Raw genomic sequence first — 11,145 nt, 5'->3', positions numbered from 1 at the left:
GCACCTCCGAAGCAGTGCCTCAACCTAGCATAATCAGGGGTTTTCACACAGCCTCCGCCCGGCAGCGGGCGTCACCACTTCTTTCCCAGCAGGTTCTTCAGCGCCACGTTGTCCAGCATGGCGTCGGCCAGCATGCGCTTGAGCTTGGCGTTCTCATCCTCCAGCGCCCGCAGCCGCTTGGCCTCGGACACCTCCATGCCGCCGAACCTCGCCTTCCACTTGTAGATGCTGGCATCGCTCACACTGTGCCTCCGGCACAGTTCCGCCACCGGCACCCCGGCCTGATGCTCCTTCAGGATGCCGATGATCTGCTCTTCCGAAAACGGCTGCACTTCATGCTCTGGTCCTCTCGTCGGGCCAAAGCGAACTTCACACTGGATTAGGCCGGTGGGGCAACGTCACGGAGAAGCATACATCGGCGCGAGGAACAACCTATTGCCTGAGCAGTATGTGCCTCACTTACATTAAAGCTCGTCAAAATCGATGGGAACCGCGAAACCGGCCTTGACGCGGTCCATGATCACCATGGTTTTGAACCCTTTGATATCGGGGTTCTCGTAGAAGAACTTGCGCGTGAAGGCTTCGTAATCCTCCATGCTGCGGGCGGTGACGATCAGGATGAAGTCCGTTTCTCCCGTCACATAATAGCCGTTCATGACCTCCGGTGTCTGGCGGATCGACTGCTTGAAGCGGTCGACGATGTCGGCTCGCTCGCGCTCCAGCGAGACGGAGACGAACATCGCGATGGGGCGACCCACGGCGCGCGGGCGGACGATGGCGACATCGGCCTCGATCACGCCTTCCGCGCGCAGCCGCTTCAGCCGACGCTGCACCGCCGTCGCGGAGAGGCCGACGATGGCGCCGAGTTCCTCCGAGCCCATGCGGTTGTTGGTCTGGACGAGGGCGAGCAGCTTGGCATCGAACCGATCGAGCTTCATCCGAACCTGCATGATGAATTTCTGCGCATAGGCAGAAAATGAGCATGATTTCGTCGTCCAGGCCACCCTAAATGCCGGCATCCACATGCGCGCCGCCGCTAGGCTGACGGTATCGGGAGCATGTGGCGGGCCATCCGCCGCCTGTCCGAGCCCACGCAGGAACAGAGCGCATGGACCATTTCGACGCCGTCGCCGAGCTTGACCGCCAGTCGGTCCTCCACCCCTTCACCTATCTGAAAGGGCACGCCAGCGGCGAAGGGCCGGCTCCGGTCATCATCGAAGGAGCCAAGGGCGTGCGCATCCGCGACGCGCAGGGGCGGGAGTTCATCGACGGCTTTGCCGGTCTCTACTGCGTGAACATCGGCTATGGCCGCACGGAAGTCGCCGAGGCCATCGCCCGCCAAGCCTACAAGCTGGCCTATTACCACTCCTATGCCGGCCACACGACTGAACAACTCGCGCGCCTGTCGGATCGACTGGTGCGCATGGCGCCGGGCCGCATGTCAAAGGTCTTTTACGGACTGTCCGGCTCCGACGCCAACGAGACCCAGGCGAAGCTGGTCTGGTACTACAATAATCTGCGCGGCAAGCCGGCGAAGAAGAAGATCATCGCCCGCGAGCGCGGCTATCATGGCTGTTCGGTCATCGCCGGCTCGATGACGGGGATGAGCTTCTATCACGATCACATGGACCTTCCGGTCTCCGGCATCCTGCGCACGGGGGTTCCGCATCACTACTGGGGCGCGGTTCCGGGGGAGACCGAGCTCGAGTTCTCCCGGCGCCGTGCCGACGAACTTGAGGCGCTGATCCTCGCCGAGGGCCCTGACACCGTCGGCGCGTTCATTGCCGAACCCGTGCTCGGCACCGGCGGCATCATTCCGCCGCCAGCCGGCTACTGGGCGGCGATCCAGGCGGTGCTCGGCAAATACGACGTGCTGCTGATCGCCGATGAGGTGATCTGCGGATTCGGCCGCGTCGGCGCGCCGTTTGGCTCGCATCTCTACGGGATCGAACCCGATCTGATCTCCGTCGCCAAGGGGCTCACCTCCGCCTATGTGCCGCTGTCGGCCTGCCTCGTCGGCGAGAAGGTGTACGCGGTGATGGAGGAAGCGACCGACAGGGTTGGCTCTTTCTCCCACGGCTACACCTATTCCGGGCATCCGATCGGCGCGGCGGCGGCGAATGCGGCGCTCGACATCGTCGAGCGCGAGGATCTCGCCGGCAAGGCCGCGACGCGCGGCGCCTATCTTCTGCAGCGCCTCAGGCAGGAGTTCGAGCAGAGCCCCATTATCGGCGAGATTCGCGGGGTGGGCATGCTTGCCGCCATCGAATTCGTCGCCGACCGCGCGCACAAGACCCGCTTCGATCCGGCGCTCAAGGTCGGTCCGCGCATCTCGCAGGCCGCGCGCGAGCGGGGGCTGATCGCGCGCGCCATGCCGCACGGCGACATTCTCGGCTTCGCCCCGCCGCTGGTGATGAGCGAGGGAGAGATCGACGAGATGGTCGACATTACCCGCGCCGCCCTGCGCCAGGTCACCGATGAACTGGCGGCCGCAGGACATGCGCTGGCCTGATGCCAGGTCGCGCCAATCCGAAATAATGGGCAAAGCCCACTTTCCAGCAACTCAGGGGACCACGATGACACTGCGCCGAACCGTTTCGATCTTCGCCTGCGCGTTCTCTCTCGGCCTGTTCGCCACCGCCGCCGCCGCCAAGGACGGAGTCCTGCGCATCGGCACGGAAGGCGACGCACCGCAGTTCAGCATGGCGGACGCCTCGGGCAACGTGACCGGCTTCGACGCCGACATCGCCAATGGCATTTGCGCCGAGCTGAAGGTGAAATGCGAATTCGTCGTGCAGACCTTCTCGACCCTCGTGCCGTCCATGGACAGCGACCGGTTCGACGTCATCATCTCCGGTCTCGGCATCACCGACGAGCGCCGCAAGAAGATCGACTACTCGATCCCCTACGCCTCCACGCCGCTCTATTTCGTCGTCGGCAAATCCTCGCCGGTTGCCGGGCTCAAGGACCTGCCGTCCGTACTCAAGGCGCTGTCGGGCAAGAGCGTCGGCGTGGTCAACGGCACCACCTATGCCAAGTTCGTCGCCAAGAACGTGCCCAATGTCGACCTCAAGACCTACGACTCGACCACCGCCCAGCTCGCCGATCTCGGCGCCGGACGGCTCGACGCCGCGTTCGGCGATTCCCCGACCTGGGCCGAGTTTCTGGCGACGCCGGAAGGCGCCGGCTTCACCCGCGTCGACGTGCGGGTGAAGCCGGGCGACGATCACGCGAGCCTCGGCTACGGCATGGGCATCGGCCTGAAGAAGGGCAATGACGAGCTGAAGGCCAAGCTCGATAAGGCCCTGTGCAACATGCTGACCGACGGCAAGGTGAAGGCGTCCAGCCTGCAATGGTTCAAGGAGGACTATTCGCTCACCTGCAGCCAGTGACGCGCGGCCGGAGACGGAACGGCGTCGACCTCCTCCAGTGGCGGTGCCGCCGCGGTGATACCATCGGGGCGGCGCGGACGGACACGGAATGACGAGCGACCTCTGGACCATGCTTTTCCTGCAAGGCTGGGCGTCCGCGCTGCTGCGCGGAGGGATGACGACTGTGCTGGTCGGCGTGCTGGGAATGGCGTTCGGGCTGGTCGTCGCCTCGCCGCTGGCGGTGGCGCGATGGAGGGGGGTGCGGCTGCTCTCGCCGCTGATCGATGTCTACTCGATCCTGGTTCGGTCCATCCCGGGGCTGCTGGTCATCTACCTCCTGTTCTTCGGCTCGGTGCAGAGCTTCGAGCGTGTCGCCGGCGCCTTCGGGTTCCAGCCGGCCCGGGACGTCTATCCCTTCTTCATCGGGCTCGTCTCCATCGCCACGATCTCCTGCGCCTATTCCATCGAGGTGCTGCGCGGCGCACTGGAGACGATACCGAAGGGACTGTTCGAAGCCGCACAGGCTCTGGCGGTGCCCAGGCATGTCACCTTCTTCAAGATCATCGTCCCGCTCGCCCTGCGCGCGGCGGCCGGCGGACTGAACAACGTCTGGCAGATGACGATCAAGGATACATCGCTGGTGTCGGTGGTCGGGCTTCAGGAAGTGATGCGCGTCGCCGCCATCGCCTCCGGCATCACCCGCAGCCCGCTGGTGTTCTACGTGCTCGCCGCGCTGATGTACTTCGCGATCACCGGCGTCAGCCAATGGCTGTTCGCCCGGCTGGAGCGGCACCTCGAACGTGGCTTCGGAGTGCGGTGATGGATTTCGAACTGCTCAACGAAGCAATCCCCCTGCTCATGAAAGGCGCGCAGCTCACCGTACTCATCAGCGTGGTCGGCGTTCTCGTCGGCCTTCCGGCCGGCATCGCGCTCGCGCTGCTGCGCGCCTCGGCGAACCGCCGGCTGCGCTCCCTCGTCAGGCTGGCGGATGGCTACGCCGCGCTGTTCCGGGGCACGCCGATGCTGGTGCAGGTCTTCGTGCTCTATTACGGGCTACCTCGTCATCAACTTCACCGTTCTAGGGCTCGTGAGGCTCGTCGAAATGCGCCTGCGCATTCCTGATCACGCCACGGTGCGCCGGCGCTGAGCCTCTCCTCTCCCGCATGCTTCTTCGAACAGGAACAACGACATGTCGCTCCTCACCTTTTTCAACCTTGCCGATCTGCCCACGCCCCGTGAGGGCCGGCCGCTTCCCGAGCGCCTTATCGAAGGCGACCCGCGCTTTCGGAGCTGGGACATCGCGGCGACGCCCGACGGCGCCGTGCAGGCCGGCGTCTGGGAGGCGACGCCGGGCGCCTATCGCTCGATCAAGGGAAAGACCTGGGAATTCTGCACCATCCTCTCCGGCGTTTCCGAACTCGTCGAGGATGGAAAGCCGCCGCGCCGCATCGTTGCCGGCGACAGCTTTGTGATGCATCCCGGCTTCGAGGGCACGTGGCGGGTGATCGAGACCACCACCAAACTCTGGGTCTCGCGGGACTGAACCGGGAAGCCGTTGCATGGCCCTGCTCTATCTCTCCGATCCCGCGCGAGGCGCGACATGGGCGCGGCATTTTGCCGAGCATGCGCGCGATATCCCCTTCCACATGAATCCGCACGCCTGCGACCCGCGCGAGGTTCGCTATCTCGTCACCTGGGAAGCGCCGGCGGATCTGGCGGAACGCTATCCGGCTCTCGACGTCCTGTTCTCGATCGGCGCGGGAATTGACCAGTTCGATCTTTCGACGCTGCCGCCGGAGCTCGCCGTGGTGCGGATGATCGAACCGGGCATCGCCAGCGGCATGGTCGAGTATGTGACGATGGCGGTACTCGCCCTGCACCGTCACCTGCCTCGCTACATCGACCAGCAGCGCCGGTCGCTCTGGCAGCCGGAGGCGATGCTGACCGATGCCGCCGCGCGGCGCGTGGGGGTGCTGGGGCTCGGCGTGCTCGGCCAGGCGGCCCTGAAGGCCCTCGTCCCCTTCGGCTTCCCTCTGGCCGGCTGGAGCCGCTCGGCGCGGCCGCTCGACGGCGTCGCGACCTTCGCGGGGCACGGCGAACTCGATGCCTTCCTGTCGCGGACGGACATACTGGTCTGCCTGCTGCCGCTCACCGAGGAGACCAGGGGCCTGCTCGATGCGTCACTTTTCGCCCGACTGCCGAGCGGCGCCATGCTGGTGAATGTCGGGCGCGGCGGGCATCTCGTCGCCGACGACCTCCTCGCCGCGCTCGCGAGCGGACAGATCTCGGCGGCGGTACTGGATGTCGCCGATCCCGAACCGCTGCCGCCAGAACATCCGTTCTGGCACCATCCCAGCATCCTGCTGACGCCGCACATCGCCAGCATGACCCGACCGGACACCGCCGCCGCCGTCGTTCTCGACAACATCCGCCGGCGTCGGGCGGGCCGGCCCCTCGTCGGTCTCGTCGACCGGGCCAACGGCTACTGAACCCACGCATCCCCGATCTGGCAGGACACAGACATGCCGGCTTCCAACCGCTCAACCATCCGCCCCGCAGCCTATTGGTGGGAGGAGGCGCCGCTGCCGCGCGTGGAACCGACGCCGCTGCCCGCCCGCGTCGACGTCGCCATCATCGGGGGAGGCTATGCAGGCCTGGGAGCCGCGCTGACGCTCGCGCGTGCGGGACGCAGCGTGGCCGTGTTCGAACGCCAATTGATCGGCGAAGGCGCCTCGACGCGCAATGGCGGCATGACCAGCGCGTCGCTCCGTCCCAGCCTCGCGCAACTGCGCCGCAGCTTCGGACACGCGCGGGCCGTCGCCATGTTGAAGGAGGGCAAGGACGCCCGCGAGGAATTGTACCGCTTCCTCGCCGAAGAGAGGATCGACTGCGACTTCCAGCTTTCGGGACTGTTCGACGGCGCCGTCAATCCCGGCGACTATGACGACCTCGCCCGCGAGGCGGATGAGCGTCGCGCGTTGCTCGGCATCGACACCTTCGCCGTGCCGCGCGGCGAGCAACACGCCTATATCGGCACCGAATTCTATCATGGCGGCAGCGTGCGCCGCGACATTGGCGGCCTGCATCCGGGCAAGTTCCTCGCCGGGCTTCTCCAACGCACACGCGACGCGGGTGCCGGCGTTCACGAGAAGACGACGGTGGAAGGCGTGCGGCACGAAGTCGACGGTTTCGAACTTTCGACCTCCGCCGGCCAGCTGCGCAGCCGCGACCTGCTGGTCTGCACCAACGGCTACACCGACGGGGCCAATCCCTGGTTGCGACGCCGTCTGGTGCCGGTCCGCAGTCGTATCATCGCGACCGCGCCGCTGACGCTCGGACAGATGGCGAGCGCGATGCCGGCGCGCATGATGTATGTCGATACTCGCAAGCTGAGCTATTATTATCGCCCCTCGCCGGATGGGACGCGCATTCTCTTCGGCGGCCGGGACGGCACGACGGCGGGCGACCCGCAAGCCCCGACGGACCACTTACGCGCCGAGTTCGCGCGCATTTTTCCCGGGCTTGCCAACGTCGCGCTGACGCACAGCTGGTTCGGCCATGTGGCGATGAACCGCCACATGATTCCGCGTCTTTTCGTTCACGACGGCATCCACTACGCCACCGGCTTCTGCGGCTCGGGCGTCGTGTGGGCCCGCTGGCTAGCGCGCAAGGCCGCGCTGCGGCTTCTCGGCGACACGAGCGAGCCGCCCTCCGCCTTCGAGTTCGCGCCACCGCCGGCCATTCCGCTCTACCGGGGCAAGCCGTGGTTCATCCCGCTCGTCTATGCGCTCTATGAAGCGCAGGACAGGAAGGCCATGCGAAGAGGAATGAGCTTCTGACGATGCTCCCGACCCCCAAACGCCCAAAAGGGTGCCGAGCGCCTATCCCTGCGGCTCGGTCGATCGCGCCAGAGCCCATTGCTGCGTGGGTCCGGGATCGGACGGGTTGCGAACGTCCGTTCGTGGCGCGAGGTGGCCATTAGCACGGGGTGCAGATGGCCACGTCAGGTCGAGGAAGTCGGCATCGTCGGATCGAAAGGAAACCTGCTCCGAACGCTGGCCGCCGTCTCAGGAGGGGAAACGGCTACGCTCGACGTGCCCACTCAGGGACTGAAATGGCGGAGGGGGTGGGATTCGAACCCACGGTACGCTTGCACGCACAACGGTTTTCGAGACCGTCCCGATCGACCACTCCGGCACCCCTCCGCGGGCGAGGGCGTGGCTTGAGCACGCCTTGGAGTGGGCCGCTCAATAGCCGAGCCCGGCGCCGCGCACAAGGGCAGATTGCTGCCGGTACGCCATCTTCCCGAGGACGCCCACAGGCTGGATCGACGGCGACGCCACCACCCCAGGGGCGGCCCGAACCACGGGGTCGCGACAGAAGGGAGCCTCATCCGCCACACCGTGGCGACCTGCGCCCGGGAGCGCCCCGTCGTCGCAGCGGCCCGCACCGCGACGCGCCCTCCGCCGGCGGAAGGCCACCACAGATACCGGCCCCCCAGACAGATACGGGCGCCCCCTTGCGCAAGGGGGCGCCCGTCTCCTCCTGAGCGCGCCGCCGGGCGGCGCCTCGCTACCGGATGTTCGTCAGCGGCGCGGCTGGCTCAGCAGCCACGCGATCGCGGCCCCGGCCACGCCCGCGGCGACAACGAGCGCCACCGGGTGATCGTGCACGCCGCGCTGCAGCGAATGCAGGCTGCGGCCATAGAGGCGGCGGCCGGCTTCATAGGCGTCGTCGGCAAGATCGGCGGCGTGGTCGCGCGCCTGGCCGACCGCACGGGTGCCATAGCCCACGGCCTCGTCATAGAGGCCTTCGGCGCGCAGCGCGGTGTCCTGGCCGGCATAGCCGGCAATCTCCTTCAGCCGGCCGGCGGCCTGGCGCGCGGTGCCGGTGATGCGGTTCCTGTCCATGTCTCTCGCTCCTGTGCGTTGAGCCGTTCGCTGGCTAGAACGCGGAAGGCGGAAAATGGTTCGACCGGATGCGGTAAAGGGATCACGCGCCAACCGCGACCGCCCGAAGCGGCCGGCTTTTCGTTGACAGCCTTGCCATGCGGGCTGTATGGACCCCTCGTGCGCGGAAGGCCCGCGCACATCCCGCAACCGACCGAAAGAAGCCGGTCCTGCACCAGCGGTGTTCGCACCCTGGCGGAGAGTCCGGGCTCGAACGAAAGGACATAACATGTTCGCGGTCATCAAGTCCGGTGGCAAGCAGTACCGCGTTGCCGCCGACCAGGTCGTCACCCTCGGCAAGATCGACGCCGAGGCCGGCGAGAGCGTTACCTTCCCGGTGCTCATGCTCGGCGGCGAGTCGCCGAAGGTCGGAGCCCCGCTGGTCGAGGGCGCCGCCGTCACCGCCGAGATCGTCGACCACACCCGTGGCGGCAAGATCATTGCCTTCAAGAAGCGCCGCCGCCAGAATTCGCGTCGCAAGATCGGCCATCGCCAGGACTTCACCGTGGTCCGCATCACCTCGATCACCGGCGCCTGAGACAGCCCGCGAAGAAATAGGAGAGCAGAATGGCTCATAAGAAAGCAGGCGGTTCCTCCCGCAACGGTCGCGACTCCGCTGGCCGCCGCCTCGGCGTGAAGAAGTTCGGCGGCGAGACCGTCATTGCCGGCAACATCATCCTGCGTCAGCGCGGGACGCGCTGGCATGCCGGTACGAATGTGGGCATGGGCAAGGACCATACCCTGTTTGCCACGGCCGAGGGCCGCGTCGAGTTCCGCACCAAAGCCAACGAGCGAACCTACGTTTCCGTAATTCCGGCCGCCGAGGCCGCTGAGTAAGACGGTGAGATCCAAGGGTCCCACCGGTCTCGTCAAACCGGTGGAGCCCTGGTCCTGATTCCAGGTGTTCCGGAAGACCCCCGGGGAGGCGAGACGATCGCCTCCCCGTCGTCGTTCCAAGGCACATCCCAGGCACCAGGAGCCCGCCATGACCATCGTTGAAGCGACCCCCGGGTCGATCCTCGCCGAGAGCTGTACCCCCGTCCTCGAGACCTCCCGGCTCGTGCTGCGCGCGCCGCGGATCGAGGACATGGCCTGGATTGCCGAGCTTGCGGACAACCGCAAGGTCGCCGAGATGACGGCGAACATCCCCCATCCCTATGGCATGGCGGATGCGGCGGCCTTCATCGCCAATCTGCCGAAGGGCCGCGACTGCGTGACCTTCGCGATCTTCCTGAAGACCGACGGCTCCAACCCGATCGGCCCGCCCATCCCGGTCGGCATGTGCGGCTTCGTCCGGCGCGGCGACGAGGCCCCGGAGATCGGCTACTGGCTGGGCGAGTCCTACTGGGACCGGGGCATCGCCACCGAAGCGGTGCGGGCGCTGATCGACTATGCTTTCGGCGAGCTGGGGCTGGAGGCGCTGGTCGCGGCGGCGCGGGTCGTCAATCCCGCCTCCCGGCGGGTGATCGAGAAGTGCGGCTTCCAGTGGACCGGCGCCGGGCTGTGCCGCGTCCGCTCGATCGGCGCGTCCGTCCCGGTCGACCGGTTCCGGCTCGACCGGCGGATCTGGGCCTCGATCCGGGCCTGGAGCGCCAGCGCCCGGCCGGTTCGCCACGAATTCGACCGCCGCCACTGAGGGCGCGGTCGCCTGTATCATGACGAGGCCTCCCGCCCGCGGCGGGAGGCGGGGACAGAACCGATGAAATTTCTCGACCAGGCCAAGATCTATGTGCGCGCCGGCGACGGTGGTGCGGGGTGCCTGTCGTTCCGGCGGGAGAAGTTCATCGAGTTCGGCGGCCCCGACGGCGGCGATGGCGGGCGGGGCGGCGACGTCTGGGTGGAATGCGTCGACGGCCTGAACACGCTGATCGACTACCGCTTCCAGCAGCACTTCAAGGCCAAGAAGGGCGGCTTCGGCATGGGCAAGAACCGCGCCGGCGCCAAGGGTGACGACGTGGTGCTGAAGGTGCCGGCCGGCACCGAGGTGCTGGACGAGGACGGCGAGACCGTGCTGTTCGACCTCACCCATGTCGGCCAGAAGGTGCGCCTGCTGAAGGGCGGCAATGGCGGCTTCGGCAACGCGCATTTCCAGACCTCCACCAACCAGGCGCCGCGCCGGGCCAATCCCGGCCAGGAGGCCGAGGAAAAGTGGATCTGGCTGCGGCTCAAGCTGATCGCCGATGCCGGCCTTGTCGGCCTGCCCAATGCCGGCAAGTCGACCTTCCTGGCCGCCACCACAGCGGCGAAGCCGAAGATTGCGGACTATCCCTTCACCACCCTGCATCCCGGCCTCGGCGTGGTGCGGGTGGACGGGCGCGAATTCGTGCTGGCGGACATTCCCGGGCTGATCGAGGGCGCCCATGAGGGCGTCGGCCTCGGCGACCGCTTCCTCGCCCATGTCGAGCGCTGCCGCGTGCTGCTGCACCTCGTGGAGGGCACCAGCGAGCATGCCGGCAAGGCCTACAAGATGGTGCGCAAGGAGCTGGAGGCCTATGGCGGCGGGCTCGCGGAGAAGCCCGAGATCGTCGCGCTCTCCAAGGCCGACGCGCTCGACCCCGACACGCTGAAGGAGCAGGTGGCGCGGCTGAAGCGGGCGGCCAAGCGCACGCCGGTGGTGCTGTCCTCGCAGTCCGGCGAGGGTGTCGAGAAGGCGCTGCGGCAGGTGCTGGCGGTCATCGACGAGGGCAAGGCGGTGGAGCAGGAGCGCGAGGTGCGCGAGCCCTGGCGTCCGTGACCGGGGCCGTGACGGTGCGGTAACGGCGCCCACCCTGCCGCGCCCGCGCCGCCGAGATGGCGCCCGCGCCTTGCTTCAGGGTATTCCCGGT

The 11,145-nt window shown here is 67.1% G+C and carries 13 protein-coding genes, 1 tRNA gene and 1 pseudogene; 11 read left to right on the top strand and 4 right to left on the bottom strand.

Going from position 1 to position 11,145, the window contains the following annotated elements; all coding sequences use genetic code 11:
• Positions 1-77: 77 nt before the first annotated feature.
• Both KHC27_RS05945 and KHC27_RS05940 read right to left on the bottom strand, forming a co-directional pair.
• Positions 78-332 (bottom strand): annotated as a pseudogene (locus KHC27_RS05945) (transposase); the annotation flags it as partial.
• Between the two features lie 132 nt (positions 333-464).
• Positions 465-938, bottom strand: a complete 474-nt coding sequence (locus tag KHC27_RS05940; protein WP_213336209.1) for an Lrp/AsnC family transcriptional regulator — start codon at positions 936-938, stop codon at positions 465-467.
• Positions 939-1,108: 170 nt separating this feature from the next.
• On the opposite strand from KHC27_RS05940, the gene KHC27_RS05935 reads away from it, so the two are divergent.
• The 7 genes from KHC27_RS05935 (at position 1,109) to KHC27_RS05905 (ending at position 7,210) form a co-directional block, all read left to right on the top strand.
• A complete protein-coding gene (locus KHC27_RS05935; protein WP_213336203.1) occupies positions 1,109-2,512 on the top strand; it encodes an aminotransferase in 1,404 nt (467 codons plus the stop codon).
• Between the two features lie 64 nt (positions 2,513-2,576).
• Entirely contained in the window at positions 2,577-3,392 is an 816-nt protein-coding gene (locus tag KHC27_RS05930) for a transporter substrate-binding domain-containing protein (protein WP_213336201.1), read from the top strand.
• An 88-nt stretch (positions 3,393-3,480) separates the two neighbouring features.
• Positions 3,481-4,191 carry an ABC transporter permease gene (locus tag KHC27_RS05925; protein WP_213336199.1) on the top strand — a complete coding sequence of 237 codons (711 nt, stop codon included), beginning with the start codon at positions 3,481-3,483 and terminating at the stop codon, positions 4,189-4,191.
• Positions 4,191-4,493, top strand: a complete 303-nt coding sequence (locus KHC27_RS05920) for an ABC transporter permease subunit (protein WP_213336197.1) — start codon at positions 4,191-4,193, stop codon at positions 4,491-4,493. The genes KHC27_RS05925 and KHC27_RS05920 overlap by 1 nt, the downstream gene beginning before the upstream one ends.
• Before the next feature lie 67 nt (positions 4,494-4,560).
• Complete coding sequence (locus tag KHC27_RS05915; protein ID WP_213336195.1) at positions 4,561-4,914, top strand: cupin domain-containing protein; 354 nt, start codon at positions 4,561-4,563, stop codon at positions 4,912-4,914.
• Between the two features lie 16 nt (positions 4,915-4,930).
• Positions 4,931-5,860, top strand: a complete 930-nt coding sequence (locus KHC27_RS05910; RefSeq protein ID WP_213336193.1) for a 2-hydroxyacid dehydrogenase — start codon at positions 4,931-4,933, stop codon at positions 5,858-5,860.
• Between the two features lie 33 nt (positions 5,861-5,893).
• The gene (locus tag KHC27_RS05905; RefSeq protein ID WP_213336191.1) at positions 5,894-7,210 is read left to right on the top strand and encodes an NAD(P)/FAD-dependent oxidoreductase; all 1,317 of its coding nucleotides are present in this window, start codon (positions 5,894-5,896) and stop codon (positions 7,208-7,210) included.
• A 276-nt stretch (positions 7,211-7,486) separates the two neighbouring features.
• Here the strand turns inward: KHC27_RS05905 and KHC27_RS05900 are convergent.
• Positions 7,487-7,576 (bottom strand) — tRNA-Ser (locus KHC27_RS05900).
• A 381-nt stretch (positions 7,577-7,957) separates the two neighbouring features.
• Positions 7,958-8,281 carry a CsbD family protein gene (locus KHC27_RS05895; RefSeq protein ID WP_213336189.1) on the bottom strand — a complete coding sequence of 108 codons (324 nt, stop codon included), beginning with the start codon at positions 8,279-8,281 and terminating at the stop codon, positions 7,958-7,960.
• A 268-nt stretch (positions 8,282-8,549) separates the two neighbouring features.
• Here KHC27_RS05895 and rplU point away from each other — a divergent pair, with 268 nt between their 5' ends.
• The 4 genes from rplU to obgE all read left to right on the top strand — a co-directional run bounded on the left by rplU (position 8,550) and on the right by obgE (position 11,054).
• Positions 8,550-8,858 (top strand): 50S ribosomal protein L21, encoded by a 309-nt coding sequence (gene rplU / locus KHC27_RS05890; RefSeq protein ID WP_213336187.1) that lies wholly within the window; start codon positions 8,550-8,552, stop codon positions 8,856-8,858.
• Positions 8,859-8,887: 29 nt separating this feature from the next.
• The gene (gene rpmA, locus KHC27_RS05885; protein WP_213336185.1) at positions 8,888-9,157 is read left to right on the top strand and encodes a 50S ribosomal protein L27; all 270 of its coding nucleotides are present in this window, start codon (positions 8,888-8,890) and stop codon (positions 9,155-9,157) included.
• 148 nt (positions 9,158-9,305) lie between these two features.
• On the top strand, positions 9,306-9,956 hold the full coding sequence (locus KHC27_RS05880) for a GNAT family N-acetyltransferase (protein ID WP_213336183.1): 651 nt from the start codon (positions 9,306-9,308) through the stop codon (positions 9,954-9,956).
• A 63-nt stretch (positions 9,957-10,019) separates the two neighbouring features.
• Positions 10,020-11,054, top strand: coding sequence for a GTPase ObgE (obgE, locus tag KHC27_RS05875; RefSeq protein WP_213336181.1), 1,035 nt, complete (start codon positions 10,020-10,022; stop codon positions 11,052-11,054).
• Positions 11,055-11,145: the final 91 nt, after the last annotated feature.

It is taken from the genome of Ancylobacter lacus, from assembly GCF_018390635.1.
Lineage (GTDB): Bacteria > Pseudomonadota > Alphaproteobacteria > Rhizobiales > Xanthobacteraceae > Ancylobacter > Ancylobacter lacus.
Note: the sequence above shows the minus strand (reverse complement) of the source record. Positions and strands in the feature narration are given on the sequence as shown.

Bases quoted from the DNA above. Each gene is read 5' to 3' on its own strand.
- KHC27_RS05940 (WP_213336209.1), bottom strand. From the start codon at position 938: ATGAAGCTCGATCGGTTCGATGCCAAGCTGCTCGCCCTCGTCCAGACC.
- KHC27_RS05935 (WP_213336203.1), top strand. From the start codon at position 1,109: ATGGACCATTTCGACGCCGTCGCCGAGCTTGACCGCCAGTCGGTCCTC.
- KHC27_RS05930 (WP_213336201.1), top strand. From the start codon at position 2,577: ATGACACTGCGCCGAACCGTTTCGATCTTCGCCTGCGCGTTCTCTCTC.
- KHC27_RS05925 (WP_213336199.1), top strand. From the start codon at position 3,481: ATGACGAGCGACCTCTGGACCATGCTTTTCCTGCAAGGCTGGGCGTCC.
- KHC27_RS05920 (WP_213336197.1), top strand. From the start codon at position 4,191: ATGGATTTCGAACTGCTCAACGAAGCAATCCCCCTGCTCATGAAAGGC.
- KHC27_RS05915 (WP_213336195.1), top strand. From the start codon at position 4,561: ATGTCGCTCCTCACCTTTTTCAACCTTGCCGATCTGCCCACGCCCCGT.
- KHC27_RS05910 (WP_213336193.1), top strand. From the start codon at position 4,931: ATGGCCCTGCTCTATCTCTCCGATCCCGCGCGAGGCGCGACATGGGCG.
- KHC27_RS05905 (WP_213336191.1), top strand. From the start codon at position 5,894: ATGCCGGCTTCCAACCGCTCAACCATCCGCCCCGCAGCCTATTGGTGG.
- KHC27_RS05895 (WP_213336189.1), bottom strand. From the start codon at position 8,281: ATGGACAGGAACCGCATCACCGGCACCGCGCGCCAGGCCGCCGGCCGG.
- rplU (WP_213336187.1), top strand. From the start codon at position 8,550: ATGTTCGCGGTCATCAAGTCCGGTGGCAAGCAGTACCGCGTTGCCGCC.
- rpmA (WP_213336185.1), top strand. From the start codon at position 8,888: ATGGCTCATAAGAAAGCAGGCGGTTCCTCCCGCAACGGTCGCGACTCC.
- KHC27_RS05880 (WP_213336183.1), top strand. From the start codon at position 9,306: ATGACCATCGTTGAAGCGACCCCCGGGTCGATCCTCGCCGAGAGCTGT.
- obgE (WP_213336181.1), top strand. From the start codon at position 10,020: ATGAAATTTCTCGACCAGGCCAAGATCTATGTGCGCGCCGGCGACGGT.